Raw genomic sequence first — 19,652 nt, 5'->3', positions numbered from 1 at the left:
GTAATGGTGCCACGACGCGGGTGGCTGGCTACCTAAACAAAAATCAGGCTACTTGGATTGCCCGTCATAAAGAGTAGAGAGAACAGCCAGCCCGACAGCAACCGCCGCCAATATACCAAGGCCGATCAACCAAATTTGATCTACATCATCCATACATTACAACAAAAGCATACTTACCAAGTCGTTACTGACTCTGAACCGGGACGAGACTCTCGTAACCATAAGAATGAGTTCGCGCCAAGACAACTTATTGTGCTCTCGGAGACTTCTACCTTGTTCAAATGGGGGCGAATTCAATTTGTGATGTTCCATGCCGTTGGTGATTTTTTGTCCCGGCGCCGGGACAATGCTGACTAAACAGAACCTGCCTACAATTAATTGTGTGTCTCTTTGCGGCCGTCTTGGAGATCCAGGCCGGAACCTGCCGCCACAGCATCAGTTGAGGGTGTGACGCCCGATATGGCGACAAGGAGAAATCATGAAAAAATTAGGAATATTGGCCGGTGCGATCGCGCTTAGTACGGCCGTCATTTGTAGCGGCCCCGTTCTAGCGGCAGGCGGTTCCGGTGGCGGAGTTGGCGCTGGCGGTGGGTCAGTCGGCGCCAGCGGAGCTGGAGGCGGAGCAGGCGTCGGCGGCGCTGGCCACGGCGGCGGCGCAACCGGTGGCATGAGTGGCGGCGGCATGCGCGGCCCGGCCGGTAACGAAGGTATGGAAGGCCGCAGCGTGGGCACCGAGCGTGGCTTGCGCGAGGGAAATGGGATGGGCTGCATCCCACCAAGCACTTGCGGTCAGTAGGCGGGTAATTATGAACCTCGAACGGCCGGGCATGTCCCGGCCGTTTTTGTTTGGCGGCTTAGGCTAGCCGCAAGGCGAAGGCCCCAGATTATCAGATACGTACGACCGCCCGGCTTCAGCCCCATTTCGCATTTAACAAAGTAAACGTTCGATAACGGACAGCTGGGGGGCAGTCGGATGGCAATTCAGACCTGGGTGGTTGAAATATATGACGCTGACGCCGCAGGGCCGGCGTGGAGATCTCGCGGCCTAGATTTTAATGGTGTGACCGCGGTGGTGAAAGAAGTTCTGCAAAGGAGAGCGGGAGAGATTTTCAAAGTAAGAACGCCCCTAAACGCCAAGGAAGAGGAATTGAAGACATTGCATGATCTCGGCGTGCTTCTGCTGTTACCGCCGGAGTGAAGATAAACAGGAGAGGCGCCGCCTTGGTTCGCAGTTTTTGTGAACCCTTCCCCTGCATCTTCGACCGACATTCAGCAGTTAACGAGAACCCCCGCCGGCCGGAGAGAGCGGCGGGGGCAGTTTGATCTGCCAGATCACGATCGTTGGGCCTTCAGCGGGCAGCAAGAAGGGGGTGGCGAAACGGCCCAGCTCGCGGCGGTATTGGGTCCGCCTTTTTTGACCGAGGAGAGCTGATGCCCCAGCCATACGCGATTTTTGGAGGAAGCGTGTTACGTGACGATTTCACCGCGGAGGAAGTTCGTTGCGGTTGAAACGATCGGATCAGAGAAGCGTTTGGTTCAGACGCCGAGCACGGGCGCCGGCTGTAACCGGTTCGGCCTGAAGGGTGGGAATTGTCTGAAAAACGCCCGCGACGCGCCCAAAAAAGAGGCCAGGCAATCGCCCGGCCTTCTAAGTGGAGAAGCGGGAGGAGGGAACCGCAACGCGGCCTTTGACCAGGAGCTTCCTGACGTTAGCAGAGCAAGAACCGAGCCATGTTGAAGATGCCAGCGTGCAGGCCAACTTTGCGGGCCACGGGCTAAGGGTGTTTCTCCGTCTCCGATGCCCGATCGCCAGCCGCTTGTGCCTCAGTCTCGCACATAAACGCACCTTCCTTTGTGTGACCGTAATTGTGCGTACCGGCGAAATGATAAACCTTCGATTTTGTGTTGACCCAAACCACCGTCGCGTCGCGACAGTGAGCCTTGGCAGACGCTTCGGTCGCAAATTCGTCCGGCGCCGCCCCAGGAGGCATATGAGAATAGGTGCTGTCACCTGATGGTGAGGCGGTGTTCGTGGGCCTCGGCGCAGGTGATTGAGTGCGCTTCGTGGGCGCAGGCGCCTGCGGTGGTACCGTCGTTTGCTCTGGAGCGGGAGCGGTTGGCACAGGAGCCGGAGCAGCCGGGGTTACAGCTGCCTCTATTGGGGTTGGTGTGCCTTCGGGCAGCGAGCGGCAAGCCGAAATGAAGTCTTTCTTCTTTTCCTTGGCCGCCCTAATGGCTTGCTTCTGGGCTGAATATTCTTCGCCGCAAACCTTCGCGGTTTTCAGCTGCGCTTGAGCCATAGCAGTCGGGACGGTAAGTAGAAAAGCAAATGCGGTGATGGCCGCGGCCAAGCGTTGAACTGTCCTAATCATGCGTCCTCCAGTTAGTGTCGATCCGCGCGTCCTGCGCTGATCTATGCCTGCTTTTAATGCGGGCATACGTGACCCGACAAACAGGAAACGTTTATTGTGCTATGGTGCTCCGGAGTTTTTGGCGGATCGGCTGAGGGCTCGACCAAGGCCGCAATAAGAACCAGGCTCGAAAGCCTGGTCCAAGTCAGAAGAAATCGGAGTCGTAGCCGTCAGGTAGCCTGATCGGGGACACCTCTGCTAACTAAGACCGCGCGAAGGTCCCCACCAGCGCAGTCGTAGCTTTAGCCACAGCCACGGTTCCCCACTGTGGCTGTGGCCCACAGTGAGGCCTCACTGTGGCGACGCTGACGTTAGCACAATTGTCAATCGTCACAAGTGTCGCAATGCCTCTTGCTCCACTATCAAAATTTCCGGGATGTTTTACACTTGCCACGCGGCGGAGGGTCTCGGCCGGCGGATAGAGTGGGACATAAAAGAAGCATCTCGGTTCAGGATCGAGGCGGCCGTTCACAGCATTGTGATCAACAGCGAAAACGCCTGAATGTTGTCCGGGACGTTGTCCCGGAAGCAATTCTCCGCTTCGCCAAAGCTCAAAATATCATCTAACTCATTGATTTTGATGGTGGGCGCACACAGGCTCGAACTGTGGACCCGCTGATTAAGAGTCAGCTGCTCTACCAACTGAGCTATGCGCCCATCAAAACGAACTCTTTTTCAGTGCGGCGAGCCGCCCAGAAAGAGTGCAGAGGCCGCGTTTAGCAAACCTGCCTCCCGCTGTCCAGCGGGATTTCTTGCTCAACAGACGCGCGCACTCTCTTATAATCGAGCTATTTATTTCGTCGTCTTCATTCCAAATTGACGCATATCTGACCTCGCGTGCGGGCTATCATTCCCACCGAGGGGGTCGGGAAATCCAGAACCTCGCCGGTTGGTTCAACGTCGATGGGAAAACGGCGAGACAGGCTCCTTCCGCTTTCCATGCCGACTCAACCAGCCAGAATTTTCGGGCGCGATTTACCGCGCTTGACCATCAGTTTGTTCAAAGAGGCGATATAGGCTCTCGCCGACGCCACTAGCGTGTCAGGATCGGCGCCTTTGGCGGTGACCGAATTGCCATCTTCGGCTAACCGCACGGATACTTCGGCCTGCGCGTCGGTTCCTTTCGTCACTGCGTGAACCTGATAGAGCTCCAGCACGGCGCTGTGCGGCACCAAGGCGACAATCGCATTGAAGATCGCGTCTACCGGTCCGTTGCCAGTCGCCTGATGCGTATGAGCGACGCCATCGATGTCCAGCGTCAATGTCGCCGACTGCGGTCCTTTCGTGCCGGCGATCACGGTCAAGGCGACAAGCTTGATTCGCTCATGCGCGTGAACGATCTCGTCATCCACCAGGGCGATCAGATCTTCGTCGTAGACGATTTTCTTGCGATCGGCGAGGTCCTTGAAACGGATGAAAGCGTCGTGAAGCGCGTTCTCGCCCAGTTCATAGCCCATTTCCCTCAGCTTATCCTTGAAGGCGTGGCGCCCCGAATGCTTCCCCATCACCAGCGACGTCTTGGTGACGCCGACCGTTGCGGGAGTCATGATTTCGTAGGTTTGCGCATTTTTCAGCATGCCATCCTGATGGATGCCGCTTTCATGTGCGAAAGCGTTCCGTCCGACGATCGCCTTATTGTATTGCACCGGCGAGGAGCTGACCGCCGACACAAGTTTCGAGGCTCTTGTCAGCATCGTGGAGTCGATCGCGCTGTGATAGGGCATCGCATCGCCGCGCACCCGCATGGCCATTACGACCTCCTCCAATGCGGCGTTGCCGGCGCGTTCGCCAAGCCCGTTGATCGTGCATTCAATCTGCCGCGCTCCGCCGCGAACGCCGGCGAGCGAGTTCGCCACGGCAAGACCCAGGTCGTCATGGCAATGGACGGAGAAAATCGCTTTATCGGCGCCTGGAACGCGCTCGCGGACAGCGCGGAACATGGCCTCATACTCCGCAGGCAACGCGTAGCCGACGGTATCCGGCAGGTTGATCGTTGTGGCGCCGGCCTTGATCGCCGCTTCGACGCAACGGCAGAGATAGTCGATCGGAGTGCGCGTCGCATCCATCGCCGACCATTCGACATCATCGACGAGGTTGCGCGCCTGACCAACGGTCCGCGCGATGATCTCCAGCACCTGCTCTTCGCTTTTGTTCATCTGATGTTGCAAATGAATGGGCGAGGTCGAGACGAAGGTGTGTATGCGGGGTCGCCTCGCTTTGCGAACAGCTTCGCCGCAACGGGCGATATCGCCTTCGATGGCGCGGGCGAGGCCGGCGATCACGGCATTTTTCGTGCGTTCTGCGATGGCCGAGACGGCCTCGAAATCGCCCTCAGAAGCGATGGGAAAACCGGCTTCGATGATGTCGACGCCCATCGCGTCGAGAACTTCCGCGACTTGCAGCTTATCTTCGAAATACATCGTCGCGCCCGGCGACTGTTCGCCATCGCGCAATGTGGTGTCGAAAATCAGCACGGACTCGGAATTGGGCCGCGCATTTTCCACGCGTGAAACAATAGGATGTTCAGTCATTGCTTTATCCGGAAAGGGGTTGTCTTCACTGCGGCTGCATCCCCTGAGCGCCCAGGCTAATCGCCCGGCCGGCCCTCAGGGGCGGATAAGCGCAAAGAGTCCAGCAAGCAAAGCCCAACCTGACGCGGACCCTGCATCGTTCGTCCGCGGATTGCCGAAGCCCGAACTCACGTTGGCGACTCGCCTTAAAACACGCTTCTGAACCGAGATTTTAACCTAGGTGAGGCATGGCCAGAAAGCAAGCAATTGCAGTTTCGCCACCGCGGTAGCGAATGGCATCGCTTCCATTTCTCGTTATTCCACAGGATCTTCTGCAGCACTCCTAATATCTTTGGTGAAGCAAAAGGTTTCGCATCAAATGGAAGTTGGGCCTTGCAAAATCTCCTTTGCTCGCGCCGCATCGGATTTGATTTGCTCCGTCAGCGCATCGAGCGACAGAAACTTTACCTCTTCCCTAATCCAGCCGAGGAAAAAAACTTCAATCGTCTTGCCGTAAAGATCGCCCGAAAAATCGAACAAATAGGCCTCAAGCAGGGGCTGGCCATTGTCCACGGTGGGACGGCGGCCGAAACTGGCGACTCCATCATAAAGCGCATGGCCGACTTCGACGCGGACCGCATAAATGCCGTGGCGAAGGCGACAGTTCGGACCCGGCTGTAAATTCGCGGTCGGAAAGCCGAGCGTGCGGCCAAGCTTCTGGCCGTGCAGGACCTCGCCCATGATCGAGAAAGGGTGGCCGAGCAATCGCGCCGCGTGCTCCACATCGCCGGTCTCGAGCGCGGCTCTGGTGGCGGTGGAGGAAGCCGCTTCGATGGCGCTCGACCCTTCCGCGCAGACGCGCTCGACGATCTCGACCTCAAATCCATGTCGGTCGCCGGATTCCTTCAGGAAGGCCGGCGTGCCTCCGCGCTTGGCGCCGAAATGGAAGTCATAGCCCGCGACGATGGCCCGAACGTCAAGCCGACGGAGCAACACTTCCTCGACGAACTGTTCCGCCGTCAGAGCGGCGATGACCTTGTCGAAAGGGATGACGATCATCCCATCGAGTCCGAGGCGCTCGAAGGCCTTCGCCTTGGCCTCGAGCGAGGTGAGGCGAAAGATGGTGTTCTCGCCGCGAAAGAAATCCGTCGGATGCGGCTCGAAGGTGAGAGCGGCGCAGGGTCTTCCAAGCCGCAGCGCAAGGGCCTCCGCGCGCTTGATCACCGCGAGATGACCGCGATGAACGCCGTCAAAATTGCCGATCGCCACCACGGCTCCTTCGAGCCCGCGCGGCGGCGATGGCGGATCGACGGCCAGAATGAAATTTTTAACGGAATGGGAATTGGCCAATGAGATCAGACTGTCTGTAACCGCCGAAGCCAGATTGCGCATAGCGCCGCGACCTTGCTTAAGCTCGCGTCATTATGTTCGAGTTCACGTCATTGCGATTGTCGAAAGACGGCCGGAGAGGGCGAACGACGACAGCCCGCAACGCGCGCCTTATGACCACAGGTCGGCGCGAAATTGACGCGCGCGGCCGCCCACGTCAAGTAGTCTTGCGGCCGCAAAAGAAACGGGCTTTACCAAACCAATTCGGCCAAGGCCGCCGTCGGCGCGACGCCGCCAGCCTCCACGAATTGCCGCAAAGCGGCGGCGTCGAGGGCAGCGCCTTCTTCCGCCCCGTGCAATTCCGCGCGATGAATGCCTGAGGTCACAAAGAGGCTCGCAAAGCCCTGCTCAAACGCGCCTTTGATGTCGGTGCGCATGGCGTCGCCTATCGCCAGAACGCGGGAGCGCTCGATCGGGCCCCCTGCAAACTCGCTCGCCAGCGCGAGCGCGCGCTCGTAAATCGGAGCGAAAGGCTTGCCGGCTTGAATGACCTTGCCGCCGATTTGCGCATAGCGCTCGGCGATTGCGCCCGCGCAGTAGGACAGCGAGCCGTCAATCTCGACGACGAGGTCCGGATTGGCGCAGATGAAATCGAGTCCGCGCTCGTAAATTCGCGCAAGTCTCTCGTCGTAGTCCTTGGGGGTCTCCTGCCAGAAGTCGATGAATCCCGTGCAGAGGACAAAGTCCGCAGTTTCGATCGGAGCCTGAATGAGTTCTTTTCCGCGCGCGGCCAAAACCTCTTCAAAGATCGCGGTGTCCTCCTTCGCGCCGATAAAAAACAAGGTTTGGTCAGCGCGCTCGAGGAGCAGGGAGACGGTGACGTCGCCTGACGAGACAATTGCGTCATAAGCCTCGCGAGAAACGCCAAGACCATCAAGGAGAGCGACGACGACTCGGCTTGGAGCAGGCGAATTGGTCAGCAGCACGACCCGGCCGCCCTTGGCGCGAAAGCGGCTCAGCGCCTCTACGGCGGGCCCGAAAGCAACCGAACCATTATGCAGCACGCCCCAGACGTCGCACAAGACGACATCATAGCCGTCGGCGATTTCGGCCAGTCCAGCAATAAGTTGAGGCAATCTCGCCACCGTTCTGTTGAGCGTCTAACTGCGGGCTAGGCCTGCGGCCGGCCACTGTCAAGCCCTCGGCAAGCGAAGGGAGCGTCAGAGCGAAAAGATAACTTTTAACGAGAGTTAGTTGCCTAGGGCATTTTCAGCTGGCTCTATGCAGTAAAAATGTGGCGTAATCGCTGATAATATGTTTCAATCATAAGGAGACGATCGCTATCGCCTCAGCGGAGCGTTTGGGGGCGTTTCGTTGCGTATCCCGCGTCTTTCCCGAGTATCCGTTTCCGGCTCATTGCTCACTGCCGGCTTGTCAGCATTTGCCGGATGCGCCCTTGCCAGCGCATGGCTTGAGCCGCCTGGCTCGGGTCAAGTCATTGCAAACGCAACTTTCTCTGGCTCCTGCCGCGCATTCAACGCAAACGGACGGATTATCCCGGTTTCGTCCTATGATAAGTTCGAACTCGGCGCCTATATCGAATATGGGCTGACCGACTGGATGACGCTTGTCGCATCGCCCGCATACGATAGCATTCGGCGGGGGGAGCAGCCCAATCCTACGACGGAAGCGGCGAGAGTGAAATCGGCGCAAGGTTTGGACTCTACCGCTCCGATGCCAGCGTCGCGTCGTTCGAGGTAGATTTGCAATCTCCCGGCGTGTCTTTAAACGATGGCTTTGGACGATTTAAGCCGCGCCGAGCTGGCGCAATCGGTGTGGGCCTGATGGCCGGCGAAAATATCTTTATCGCGGGAATTGCGGAGGCGGGCTACCGTTTTTATGGCCAAAACCAGCCCGGCGAGTGGCATGTCGATCTGACGCTTGGCCTTCGCCCTACGCCGCGGTTGCTTGCTCTCCTGCAAAGCTTTAGCACCATATCGAGCGGCGAGGGGAGGGGCTTTATCCAAAGCTCATGGCACAAACTGCAGACGAGCCTGGTCTATGAGCTATCGCCAGCCTGGTCGGCGCAACTTGGCGCCTTCCTGACCGTTGTGGGCGTCAACGCCGGACGTGAGTTCGGGCCCCTCGGCGCGCTCTGGTATCGGTTCTGAACCTTTGGATCTATGGCGGCGCTTGCATCAAGCTCGACGAGGCGCCAGCCCTAAACTATGACGGAATTCGAAGCGTCGGATCGCAACGGGAAGGCGCGAGCGGAGGCAAGGCTCGGGGATGACTGAGAGCTGTTTTGGCATTCTGCTTGCGGGAGGTCGCGCGCAGCGCATGGGGGGCGGCGACAAATCCTTGCGGCTGATCGGGGGGGCCTCCATTCTGGAGCGCGTAATCGCGAAAATGGCCTTGCAATGCGCCGGGCTCGTCTTGAACGCAAATGGCGATCCGGCAAAATTTGAGGCCTTTCATCTGCCAATCGTCGCCGATGATCTGCCCGGCTTCAAAGGCCCGCTCGCCGGGATTCTCGCCGGCCTCGATTGGGTCGCGGAGCGCCGGTCGGACCTTGCTTTTGCGGTGAGCGCGCCAACCGATACGCCGTTTTTACCAGACGATCTCGTCGCTCGCCTACAGGCGGCGCGCGAGGAAAATAGTGCCGATATCGCGTGCGCTGCTTCCGGCGGCGGAACGCATCCGGTGGTTGCGCTCTGGCCGGTATCGATCAGGACGGATCTTCGCCGCGCCCTCGTGGATGAGGATCTGCGCAAGGTCGATCGGTTCGCGCAACGCTACAAGATCGCCTATGCGGAATGGCCGACGGAGCCGTTCGATCCATTTTTCAACGCCAATGCGCCAGCCGACCTAGCTGCGGCGGAGACCATTGTCGCTGGCCAAGAAAAAACCCGGCATATAGGATTGTGAAATAACAGGAAACTACAGACTGCGACCGCATATCTTTTGCATCGCTCAGAATCCAGCCGGAAAAGACCAGGAGAAATTATGTCCGCCACGCTGAATAAAGTCGAAAACGTTGCGATCGACGAACTGAAACAAGGATTGGCCGATGGATCAATCCGGCTCATTGATGTGCGCGAGCCGCACGAATTTGCGGACGGCCACATTCCCGGCGCCGCGCTGAACCCCTTGCAGAGTTTCGACCCCAAAGCTTTGCCGGAGAGCGAGCCGGGCAAACGAATCGTTCTGGCGTGCCGCACCGGCCGACGATCCCTCGCGGCCTTGGCTCTCGCCCAGCAAGCCGGCCGCACCGATATTCAGGCCCACTATCCTGGCGGCTTTGTCGAATGGTCGAACCTTGGCGAAAAGGTCGAATATTAGGGCCACACGTTAGTGCGTCGCAATAGATGACCCCGGTACGCCGCGGAAATCGCAGCGCATTCTGGGCACAGAGAATTCAATTTCTTCGGGTCGGCGGCATTAAGCGCTTCGAGCTAGTGCGGCTTTCGGCCAGTTCGTCGCCCGGGGCGCGGGTTGATTCGTCGCGCCTCGGTTGCGCTGCCCCCTTGCCGCAACGCCTGCCGCTTGCTAGATAAGCGGGTCAACCCTGCTTCTTTCCGCCGTCCCAGCGCCGGCCCGCTTTCAAGCGGTGGTCTCTCACTTACCCGATGGACGCCGGCGGCAAGAAGCGCAACCAACTTAAACCACCGGCGCGGCCCGAATTCGGGCAACCAGGAGACCAAATGGCATCTACCTCCACCTACGCGCCCTCGCGCGAGGATTTTGCGGCGCTTCTCGATGAAAGCTATGGCCAGAACGAGGCTTTCGAGGGTTCCGTCATCAAGGGCATCGTCGTCGCGATTGAAAAAGACGTCGCGGTTATCGATCTCGGTCTGAAGACCGAGGGCCGCGTGCCCCTCAAAGAATTTCAAGGACCCGGCCGCGAAGGTCCCCTCAGCGTAGGCGACGAGGTCGAAGTCTATCTCGAGCGCATCGAGAACGCGCTCGGCGAAGCGGTGATTTCGCGCGACAAGGCCCGCCGCGAAGAGAGCTGGGTCAAGCTCGAAAAGGCGTTCGAGAAGCAGGAAAAGGTCGAAGGCGTGATCTTCAACCAGGTCAAGGGCGGCTTTACGGTCGATCTTGACGGCGCCGTCGCCTTCCTGCCGCGCAGCCAGGTCGATATTCGCCCGATCCGGGACGTCACCCCGCTGATGCAGGTGCCGCAGCCGTTCCAGATCCTCAAAATGGATCGCCGCCGTGGCAATATCGTCGTGTCGCGCCGCACCGTGCTCGAAGAATCCCGCGCCGAGCAGCGCCATGAAATCGTCGCCAACCTCGAAGAAGGTCAGGTGATTGAAGGCATGGTGAAGAACATCACTGATTACGGCGCCTTCGTCGATCTCGGCGGCATTGACGGCCTGTTGCATGTGACCGACATCGCCTGGCGCCGGGTCAATCACCCGACCGAGGTCCTGACCATCGGTCAGACGGTCCGCATCAAGATCATCAAGATCAACCACGAGACCCACCGCATTTCGCTCGGCATGAAACAATTGCTTGAGGACCCGTGGCAGGGCATCGAGGCCAAGTACCCCGTCGATGCGCGGTTCCAGGGCAGGGTGACGAACATCACCGATTATGGCGCTTTCGTCGAGCTAGAGCCCGGCATCGAAGGTCTGATCCACGTCTCGGAAATGTCTTGGACCAAAAAGAACGTGCATCCTGGCAAGATCGTCGCGACGAGCCAGGAGGTCGAAGTTCAGGTTCTCGAGGTCGATCCGGTCAAGCGCCGCATTTCGCTCGGCCTCAAGCAGACCCTCGCCAATCCGTGGCAGTCGTTCGCCGAGAAATTCCCGGTCGGTTCGGAAGTCGAGGGCGAGGTCAAGAACAAGACCGAATTTGGTCTTTTCATCGGACTCGACGGCGATGTCGACGGGATGGTTCATCTCTCCGACCTCGATTGGAACAAGCCCGGCGAACAGGTCATCGAGGATTACAAGAAGGGCGATATCGTCAAAGCCAAGGTGCTTGACGTCGATATCGAGAAAGAGCGCATTTCGCTCGGCGTGAAACAGCTTGCGACCGATCCGTTCGCGGCTAAGTCGAGCGACGCGGCGGCGAAGTCCGGCGAAGATCCGACCGAGCTGAAGAAGGGCTCCGTGGTCACCTGCGAAGTCCTCGAAGTGAAGGATGGCGGGCTGGACGTGAAAATCGTCGGCACCGATTTCACCGCCTTCATCAAGCGCAATGAACTTGCGCGGGATCGGGCGGATCAGCGGCCGGAGCGTTTCGCTATTGGCGAAAAGGTCGACGCCCGCATTACCTTGTTCGATCGCCGCGCGAGAAAAGTGTCGGTCTCGATCAAGGCGCTGGAAGTGGCTGAAGAGAAGGAAGCCATCGCGCAATACGGCTCCGCCGATTCGGGCGCCTCGCTGGGCGATATTCTCGGCGCTGCGCTGAAAGCTCGCGAAGAGGTGCCGAAGAAAGGCTCCAAGACCGCGGCTGACGAATAGACTGCAACGTCCGGCCGCGTTGCCGCGCGGCCTCTCTAAAAATAAGCCCGTGCGGAGATGTCCGTGCGGGCTTTTTTTCGGCATGGCTTCTTCATCACATGTAAGGATTTCTCGATGCGCGACAAGAATGCAGGCGCTCCGATCGGCGTTGGCGTCGATTTCGGCACGACCAATAGCGTCGTTGCGTTGGCTTTCGCCGGCGGCCATGTCGAAAGCCTGACTTGGCCTTCCGCCTTTGGCGCGACCGATACGTTCCGCACCGCGCTGATGTTCTGGCGCGACGGTCGCAGAATCGCCCATGCCGCCGGCCCGCAGGCGATCGCCCGCGCCATTGCGGAAGACGGCGAGCAGCGATTCATCCAGTCGATCAAGACCCATCTCGCCAGCCGCTTGTTTACGGAAACGCGGCTTTACGGCGAGCGCTTCACCATCGAGCGCCTCATCGCAACATTTCTTGGCTCTCTGTTTGACCAGGATGCGCTGCGTAATTCAAAGTCCGCTGTGCGGTCTTTGCCCGTCATGGCCGGGCGCCCGGTGGTTTTCGCAGGCGAACGGCCCGACGAGGAACTCGCCGTCCAGCGGCTCAAGAGCGCTTACGCCCTTGCGGGAATGGATCAGATCGAGCTCGTCTTCGAGCCGTTGGGGGCCGCCTATTGGTATGCGCGAAAGCTCGAACGCAATGAGACCGTTCTCGTCGCCGACTTCGGCGGCGGCACGAGCGATTTCTCGGTTCTGCGCTTTTCCCGTAAAGGCGCGACCTTGGAGGCGCAACCGCTCGCCCATAGCGGCGTCGGCGTCGCCGGCGACACTTTTGACTATCGCATCATCGACAATGTGGTGGCCCCAAGGCTGGGCAAGGGGAGTTTCTATCGCTCCTTCGGGAAGCGGCTGCCGATCCCGGCCTATTTCCATGCGGCCTTCGCCCAGTGGCATCAATTGTCCTGGCTAAAGACAACGCAAACCCTCAATGAATTGCGCAAGCTGATTTTGAGCGCGGAAGAACCTCGGATGCTGGAGGATCTTCTGACCGTGATCGAGCATGATCTTGGCTTCGAGCTTTATCGCGCAATCGGAGACGTGAAGGCGAAATTATCGGCTGAGGAGGAGGCGCGCTTCACCTTCGCCCGCGAGGGGATCAAGATCGACGCGCTGGTCCGACGCAAGGATTTTGAGAGCTGGATTGAGGACGACCTTGCAAGAATCAGCGACGCCATGGACGAAGCTATCACTGGGGCGGAGCTAGACGCCGCCGAGATCGACGCCGTGTTCTTGACGGGCGGAACCTCGTTTGTGCCGGCGGTGCGCAAGATGTTCGTCGAGCGCTTTGGCGACGCGCGCGTGCATATCGGCGACGCGTTCCAGTCGGTGGCGTCGGGGCTGGCGCTGATTGCTGCGGATCGGGCGCGGGCGGCTTAAAAGAGTTCTGGCCCCCTCCTATCGGCGGCAATTATCCTCCCCCGCACCCAATCCCCAATAAGCGCGATCGCGGCGTCGGCCTCGGGAAAAACCCCGGCCCAGATCGGGTAGACGTGTTGCATTCCGGCGGTGATGACCGCGGTCGCATCGACGCCTTCTATTGCGGCCTTGCGTACGAGACGCAGCGCATCGTCGAGCAAAATTTCGTCGGCGCCGGCGATGCATAGGATCGGCGGCAGACCCGCAAGATCTGCGAACAGCGGCGAGGCGAGCGGATGGCGGGGATCGGCGCCGCCCATGTACAAGCGCGCCGTCTCAAGCAGCGACGCGCGGGTGAATTCGATGTCGACCGCCGCCCGGCTTGCATAACTCTCGCCGCTGCAGGTGAGATCGGTCCAGGGCGAGATTGCGACGATACCGGCGCACATCGGCAAGTCGCGATCCCGCGCGGCGAGGAGCGTCGCGAAGGCGAGGCCCCCTCCCGCCGAATCGCCTGCGACCACTGTCTTTGTCGGGTCCGCGCCTTGCGTCAGCAGCCATTCATAAGCGTTGACTGCGTCATCGACCCCGGCGGGGAAGGGGTTTTCCGGCGCAAGGCGATAGGCTGGGATCAACACGCGGGTTTTTGCCGCGATTGCAATGTGCCCGGCTGTCTTGCGGCGAGATTTTGGCGAGCCGAGCACATGGCCGCCGCCATAAAGATAGAGGATCGCAGCGCCGGGTTGCGGCTCGGGCGGCTCGGCCCAAAGGCCTGCGACCTCGGGGGCGGGGGAGAACGCAATCCCCCGCGGTTCGGCGGTCAGACCCTCGGCGCGCTCGCCGGATCTCCGCCGCAGATCGAGCGGCATCTCGCTCAGTTTGGGGCTATTGGCGGCGAACGTCCAGAATTGCTGCGCTTGCCGGCTGATCACGCGGCGCTCCCGCGTGGCGCTTTGCTACTCGGCGCGCGAGCCGAGCGCGAAAATAGCGTGCTCATCTTAGCTCTCTGGAGAGGGGACGGAGCCGATTGGCGAGCGCGCCGACGCCGCGTTGGTTATCAACGCCGGCTTATCTTGGAGCACGTTATATTGATCGTCGACCGCCCGCCGGGCTTCGTCAATGGCGAGCCGCAGCGCGGCCAACCCCGCTTCGTCGAAGTTATGGTCCCGCGCAAAGCGCAGGCCTTTTGTCGAAAGATCTTCGATCCCGCTCTCCAATTCGGAAAGACGCGCCGGCGAAGTCGTTGTATGGGCCATCTGCTTCAGATCAATCAATTGATCGATCAGCGCCAAGGCCGATCTGCGCGCCCGGGCGCGAGTTACGCTGAACATCGCCGCGAGTCCCGACCCGAGCCCGCTGAAACCCATCGCGGCGATATAGATCCAGTCGCCATAGAGGTCCATAAAGCTCTTTTCATTATCGCCGTAATAGGCCGCTGCGCCGGGATGCACTGCATCTTGCGACCCCTTATCGGTATCGGGCTTGTCGATGGCGATGGCGATCGGCGCTTCCTGCTGCAAGGAGCGCCGCATGGCAAAGAGCCGTTTGGTCAGATTAGTGACGACCTCTTCCGAAAGACTTTGCCGCGCTTCGAGGCGGTATGCGACCGCGAGCGTCGCAAGATCGTCCTTTGGAAGCGGAGGCGAACCGGGAAAGAAGCCTTGCGGCACATCGACCTTTTGATAAGCGGGGCTTCTCGCCGCCATGCCCGCGGCGGCGTCGATTGCGATCAAGACCGGATCATGCTTTCGCGATACGAGGGCGGCTATTGCGGCTTCAATCGGCGGGCTCCGCATCGCCCCGACGGCGAATATCGCGTCGGCTCGCTTGTCAGAAATGAGGGTTGGCAAATCTTCCGCCGATAGCATGACATGCTGCACCGTCGCCGGGACTATGTCGTATTCGGCGAGAAGAGCGTCAAGGAGCGCAGCGTTTGCGGCTGTGGCTGGAAAAATGCCGACCCGCTTGCCGCTTAGTTCGCCCACCTTGGCGAGGGCGGACGTTCGCGGCGCAGCGAGCGCCACAATGTCGGTATGCAGGACGACGACGGTTGCGCCATTGGGCGGAATGGCGACGTCGGTGCGAATCACGGCGAGATCCGCGCTCGCGTCTTCGAGCGCTTTCGCGCTTTCCTCCGGGCCAGCGACAGCGCGAATGGAAAATCTCACTTTAGCGCCGTCGCGCTCGAGGCGCCGCGAAATGGCCGCAATCAGCTGCGCGTCCTCGCCATCGGCGGGCCCAACGGCGATGGCGAGCATTTGCGGCTTCTCGGCGAAGCGCAACATCAGGATGACGATGGCGACCAAGGCCAGCACTACCGCCAGAATAGGGAACGCCGACCCAAACACCACCTGGGAGAAAGCCATCGAACGGCGCAGCATCATGGCTTTTCCGTCTCCGCCTAGTCAGCGTTTTTGTCTCCTCGCCAGCCGAGGCAAGAAGCCGTTATGTGTGACATCAAATGCGCGGGACTTGAAGCGCATCTTGCAACAAGCGAAATCTTGAGGCGAAATCTTGAGGCGGAACTTGGCCGATAGCCCGGCTGACCTTGCCGAAAATAATCTCGTTTGCAATCGACAGAAATCTACGCCATCTTCACCATGCGGCCGGTCGTTCGACCGGCGCCCAAAGAGGATCGAACACTGATACCCACGACTTCAGGACGGGCGGCGACACAGCCGCTTCATCCGGTTCACGGTCTTTCAGGACCGCAGGCCGGCGCACTCGTGCGGACCATCTTGACGAGTCTCGATGATTTGAAGGCCGAGGATCTCGTCTCCATCGATCTGCACGGCAAAACCACTCTCGCTGACGTCATGATTATCGCGACAGGCCGCTCCAACGTTCACGTCGGGGCGCTGGCTGATCGCGTCATCAAGGCGTTCAAAGAATTCTACCATGCGGCGCCGCGCGCCGAGGGGTTGCAGACCTGCGATTGGGTTCTGATCGATGCGGGCGATGTTATCGTCCATGTCTTCCGGCCCGAGGTGAGGCAGTTTTACAATCTCGAAAAAATGTGGGGCGTCGACAGGCCGGGCGAATTGCGCGTCGGTTGAGTTCAGCGCCATGCGTCTTCTCTTGGCTTGCGTTGGCCGTTCAAAGGCCGGCGCCGAGCGCGAACTTGCTGACCGCTACATCGAGCGCGCCCGCGCGGCAGGGCGACCCATCGGCTTTACGAACGTAGAGCTGCGCGAGCTTGAGGAGAGCCGCGCGCGCCGGGCGGACGATCGCAAAGTCGAGGAGGCCAAGGCGCTGACGGCGGCGCTGATCTCAGGGACCGAGGCGATTGCGCTCGATGAGGGCGGCAAATCCTTGTCCAGCCGCGAATTCGCTCTTCAGCTTGGCAGACGGCGCGATCAAGGCGTTCCTGCGCTGGCGCTGGTAGTCGGCGGCCCCGACGGTCTTGACCCTCGTTTTCGGGATTCGGCCTCGCTAGTTCTATCCTTCGGAGCCATGACTTTTCCGCATCAATTGGCGAGAATCATGGCGGCCGAACAGATCTATCGGGCCGTGACGATTCTTTCAGGCCACCCCTATCACCGCGATTGATCAATATCTTCGTCGCGCTTCGGCCATGTTCGACTGTTTTCATGGAATTCTTCAAGGTTAGAACGAGTGGCGGCGATTCCGGCTGAATCTGGCGACCTAGGCGCAACAAAAGCGACAAGCCTTACGCTTGCGCTGACTGTGCTTTTCGCGCTGTGTTCGCCGCAGTTAGCCGCAGTTGCGCAGACTGGACCGCAAAAGAGCGCCGACAAGACCGAGCTGCTGAGCGGCCACAAGCTCGAACTGCGCGGCATGCAGGATACGCTCGAGGCCTCGCAAGAACAGCGAGCCAAGATCGAAGCCGAAGTCGCTTCAATCCGCACGGATCGGGCCAAGCTCTCCGCCGCCCTCGTCGATCTCGTCCAAACTATCGATGAGCGCGAGCGCAAGATCAGCGAGGCGGAGAGCCGGCTGGATACGCTGACAGGAAGCGAGGAGGCGATCCGGCGTTCGCTGGCCAGCCGGCGCGCGGTGATCGCCGAGGTTCTCGCCGCATTGCAGAGAATGGGCCGCAAGCCGCCGCCAGCTCTGCTGGTCGCGCCGGAAGATATGCTGGCCGCAATTCGCACATCGATGATGCTGGGAGCTGTGTTGCCGGAAATGCGCGCGGAAACTGAAGCGCTCGCCTCCGATCTGTCTGACCTTCTGCGATTGCGCCGCTCAATCGCCGCCGAACGCGACTCTCTTGCCGACGACGTAACGAGGCTTGACGTCGATCGTCAGCGCCTGGCCGCTCTCATAGACGCCCGCCAATCAGCGCTCGCCTCAGCCGAACAAGCGCTTGGGGCCGAGCGCGATCGCGCCGCCGATCTCGCCAAACAGGCGGCCAATCTCAAAGATCTCGTCACCCGAATGGAATCGGAGGTCGCCGCATCGGCCCACGGCGCGGAGGCCGCTCGCCTGGCCGATGCGGCGCAAAAGGCCGCCGCAGCCGCAAGCCCGCCCGAAGCGAGACGCAAACTGGCTATGGCCCCGTTTCAGGATCCGGCGCGATTAGCGCCGGCGACCGCTTTCGTCGATACCAAAGGCCTGTTGCCGATGCCGGTCGCCGGTTCGCTTCAGCGCGGCTTTGGCGCGTCAGACGGCTTCGGCGGCGCCGAAAAAGGCATGCTAGTCGCCACCCGGACCGGCGCTATCGTCTCCTCTCCCTGCGATGGCTGGGCGGCTTATGCTGGGCCATATCGCACCTATGGCCAACTTTTGATCATCAATGCGGGGCAAGGCTATTATATTGTCCTTGCGGGGATGGATCGGATCAACGTAAACCTAGGGCAGTTCATTCTGGCCGGGGAGCCGGTGGCCGTCATGGGCGACGGTTCGGCTAAGACGGCTGCGGCCATCGCGATTGGCGCGGCGCAGCCCATCCTCTATATAGAGTTTCGGAAAGACGGGGCGGCGATCGATCCGGGCCCATGGTGGGCGAAGCCGGAGTTGCAAAAGGTTCGCGGATGATGCGCAGGGTCTCATTTGTATTGCTTGGCGCCGTGTTGGGCGCCTCAGTTGTTACGCTCGGAACTCAAACCCGGGTGTTTTCGGGTGGAATGGCGCGCGCCGCCGCCTCCGATACCTATCGCAACCTCAATCTGTTCGGCGATGTCTTTGAGAAGATACGTTCGGACTACGTCGAGAAGCCGGACGAGCAAAAACTCGTCGAAGCGGCGATAAACGGCATGCTGAGTTCGCTCGATCCGCATTCAAGCTATATGGACGCCAAGAGCTTCCGCGACATGCAGGTCCAGACCCGCGGCGAATTCGGCGGCCTCGGCATAGAGGTGACGCAAGAAGACGGCATCATCAAGGTCGTAACTCCGATCGACGACACTCCTGCTTCCCGCGCGGGCATTCTGTCGGGCGATATCATCGCAGCGATCGACGATGAAAATGTGCAGGGGCTGACCCTCAACCAAGCCGTCGACAAGATGCGCGGCGCTCCCAATACCACCGTCACCCTGAAAATTCTGCGCGGACCCGACAAAACGGCGCAGGACGTCAAGCTCACTCGCGCCGTGATTCAGATCAAATCCGTCCGCGAGCACCAGGAAGGCGACGATATCGGCTATATCCGCATCACCCAGTTCAACGAACAGACGGGTGAAGGCGTCCAGGAAGCGATCCAGAAGTTCCAGGCCGACATACCGGCCGATAAGTTCAAGGGCTATATTCTGGACCTGCGCAACAACCCCGGCGGTCTGCTCGACCAGTCGATCGCGGTCTCCAACGCTTTCCTCGATCGGGGCGAGATCGTCTCGACGCGCGGCCGCAACGCCGATGAATCGATGCGATACAACGCTCATCCCGGAGATATTTCAAAGGGCAAGCCACTCGTGGTTCTGATCAATGGCGGCTCTGCGTCGGCCTCGGAAATCGTCGCTGGAGCCCTGCAGGATCACAAGCGCGCGACAATCCTTGGCACCCGCTCCTTCGGCAAAGGGTCGGTGCAAACGATTATCCCGCTCGGCCAGAATAATGGAGCCGTGCGGCTGACGACGGCGCGCTATTACACGCCTTCCGGACGTTCGATCCAGGCCAAGGGCATCGATCCAGATATTGTCGTGTTGCAGGACGTGCCGGATGACCTTAAGGGCAAGGACGACACCAAAGGCGAAGCTGCGCTCAAGGGTCATCTGAAGAATGGCGACGACGAAAAGGGCGGATCGCAGGCCTATGTCCCGCCGAATCCGAAAGATGACAAGCAACTGATTGCCGCGGAAGACCTCCTGCGAGGCATCACCAAGACGTCGAACAACAAGGCCCCGGCTTCGACGCCGGACGGAGAACCGGTCAAAGTTCCGAATTAAGGATGATGGCCGGTCGATAGAATCTCCCCCGGAGCGCGCGGTTCCTCTGGAAAATCGCGCTCTGGAGGTGTCTGTTAGATAATTTATGAGCCCTTGTCGCAGGCCTAATGCCTCGAGGCGACATGGAGCTTCGCGGATGGCTGGGCTGCATCTCGCGACGGCCAAATCAAATCAGCGGGGCGCGGGGCT

The 19,652-nt window shown here is 60.0% G+C and carries 16 protein-coding genes and 1 tRNA gene; 10 read left to right on the top strand and 7 right to left on the bottom strand.

Translation table 11 applies throughout. The annotated features are described in order from the left end of the window. Positions 1-592: 592 nt before the first annotated feature. Positions 593-829, bottom strand: a complete 237-nt coding sequence (locus WDN46_15790) for a hypothetical protein (GenBank protein ID MEJ0094825.1) — start codon at positions 827-829, stop codon at positions 593-595. 144 nt (positions 830-973) lie between these two features. On the opposite strand from WDN46_15790, the gene WDN46_15785 reads away from it, so the two are divergent. Then, a complete protein-coding gene (locus tag WDN46_15785; protein MEJ0094824.1) occupies positions 974-1,198 on the top strand; it encodes a hypothetical protein in 225 nt (74 codons plus the stop codon). A gap of 1,794 nt (positions 1,199-2,992) precedes the next feature. Here WDN46_15785 and WDN46_15780 read toward each other — a convergent pair. From WDN46_15780 to WDN46_15765, 4 genes are all read right to left on the bottom strand, one after another. Next, a tRNA-Lys gene (locus tag WDN46_15780) sits at positions 2,993-3,068 on the bottom strand. 290 nt (positions 3,069-3,358) lie between these two features. Then, positions 3,359-4,942: a 2-isopropylmalate synthase gene (locus WDN46_15775; GenBank protein ID MEJ0094823.1), complete on the bottom strand. Its 1,584-nt coding sequence runs from the start codon at positions 4,940-4,942 to the stop codon at positions 3,359-3,361. Positions 4,943-5,296: 354 nt separating this feature from the next. Continuing rightward, positions 5,297-6,313: a bifunctional riboflavin kinase/FAD synthetase gene (locus WDN46_15770; GenBank protein MEJ0094822.1), complete on the bottom strand. Its 1,017-nt coding sequence runs from the start codon at positions 6,311-6,313 to the stop codon at positions 5,297-5,299. A gap of 188 nt (positions 6,314-6,501) precedes the next feature. Beyond that, positions 6,502-7,395: a TIGR01459 family HAD-type hydrolase gene (locus WDN46_15765; GenBank protein ID MEJ0094821.1), complete on the bottom strand. Its 894-nt coding sequence runs from the start codon at positions 7,393-7,395 to the stop codon at positions 6,502-6,504. Between the two features lie 699 nt (positions 7,396-8,094). Between WDN46_15765 and WDN46_15760 the strand changes: the two genes are divergently transcribed. From WDN46_15760 to WDN46_15740, 5 genes are all read left to right on the top strand, one after another. Continuing rightward, the gene (locus tag WDN46_15760; protein ID MEJ0094820.1) at positions 8,095-8,421 is read left to right on the top strand and encodes a hypothetical protein; all 327 of its coding nucleotides are present in this window, start codon (positions 8,095-8,097) and stop codon (positions 8,419-8,421) included. Positions 8,422-8,539: 118 nt separating this feature from the next. Then, positions 8,540-9,178, top strand: coding sequence for a molybdenum cofactor guanylyltransferase MobA (mobA, locus tag WDN46_15755; protein MEJ0094819.1), 639 nt, complete (start codon positions 8,540-8,542; stop codon positions 9,176-9,178). Positions 9,179-9,256: 78 nt separating this feature from the next. Further along, entirely contained in the window at positions 9,257-9,592 is a 336-nt protein-coding gene (locus tag WDN46_15750; GenBank protein MEJ0094818.1) for a rhodanese-like domain-containing protein, read from the top strand. Between the two features lie 362 nt (positions 9,593-9,954). Next, positions 9,955-11,724 carry a 30S ribosomal protein S1 gene (gene rpsA / locus WDN46_15745; protein ID MEJ0094817.1) on the top strand — a complete coding sequence of 590 codons (1,770 nt, stop codon included), beginning with the start codon at positions 9,955-9,957 and terminating at the stop codon, positions 11,722-11,724. 63 nt (positions 11,725-11,787) lie between these two features. Beyond that, a complete protein-coding gene (locus tag WDN46_15740) occupies positions 11,788-13,140 on the top strand; it encodes an Hsp70 family protein (GenBank protein MEJ0094816.1) in 1,353 nt (450 codons plus the stop codon). On the opposite strand, the gene WDN46_15735 is transcribed toward WDN46_15740, so the two are convergent. Continuing rightward, entirely contained in the window at positions 13,137-14,051 is a 915-nt protein-coding gene (locus WDN46_15735) for an alpha/beta hydrolase (GenBank protein MEJ0094815.1), read from the bottom strand. The two genes, WDN46_15740 and WDN46_15735, sit on opposite strands and share 4 nt — an antisense overlap. A gap of 66 nt (positions 14,052-14,117) precedes the next feature. After that, the gene (locus WDN46_15730; protein ID MEJ0094814.1) at positions 14,118-15,503 is read right to left on the bottom strand and encodes a TAXI family TRAP transporter solute-binding subunit; all 1,386 of its coding nucleotides are present in this window, start codon (positions 15,501-15,503) and stop codon (positions 14,118-14,120) included. A gap of 183 nt (positions 15,504-15,686) precedes the next feature. Between WDN46_15730 and rsfS the strand changes: the two genes are divergently transcribed. From rsfS to WDN46_15710, 4 genes are all read left to right on the top strand, one after another. After that, on the top strand, positions 15,687-16,175 hold the full coding sequence (gene rsfS, locus WDN46_15725) for a ribosome silencing factor (GenBank protein ID MEJ0094813.1): 489 nt from the start codon (positions 15,687-15,689) through the stop codon (positions 16,173-16,175). Positions 16,176-16,185: 10 nt separating this feature from the next. Further along, complete coding sequence (gene rlmH, locus WDN46_15720; GenBank protein MEJ0094812.1) at positions 16,186-16,668, top strand: 23S rRNA (pseudouridine(1915)-N(3))-methyltransferase RlmH; 483 nt, start codon at positions 16,186-16,188, stop codon at positions 16,666-16,668. 66 nt (positions 16,669-16,734) lie between these two features. Continuing rightward, positions 16,735-18,117, top strand: a complete 1,383-nt coding sequence (locus tag WDN46_15715) for a peptidoglycan DD-metalloendopeptidase family protein (GenBank protein MEJ0094811.1) — start codon at positions 16,735-16,737, stop codon at positions 18,115-18,117. Then, on the top strand, positions 18,114-19,463 hold the full coding sequence (locus WDN46_15710; GenBank protein MEJ0094810.1) for a S41 family peptidase: 1,350 nt from the start codon (positions 18,114-18,116) through the stop codon (positions 19,461-19,463). Before WDN46_15715 ends, WDN46_15710 begins: the two co-directional genes overlap by 4 nt. Positions 19,464-19,652: the final 189 nt, after the last annotated feature.

The organism is Methylocella sp., assembly GCA_037200525.1.
Classification (GTDB): Bacteria; Pseudomonadota; Alphaproteobacteria; order Rhizobiales; family Beijerinckiaceae; genus Methylocapsa.
This window is presented reverse-complemented; position numbering and strand designations above follow the sequence as displayed.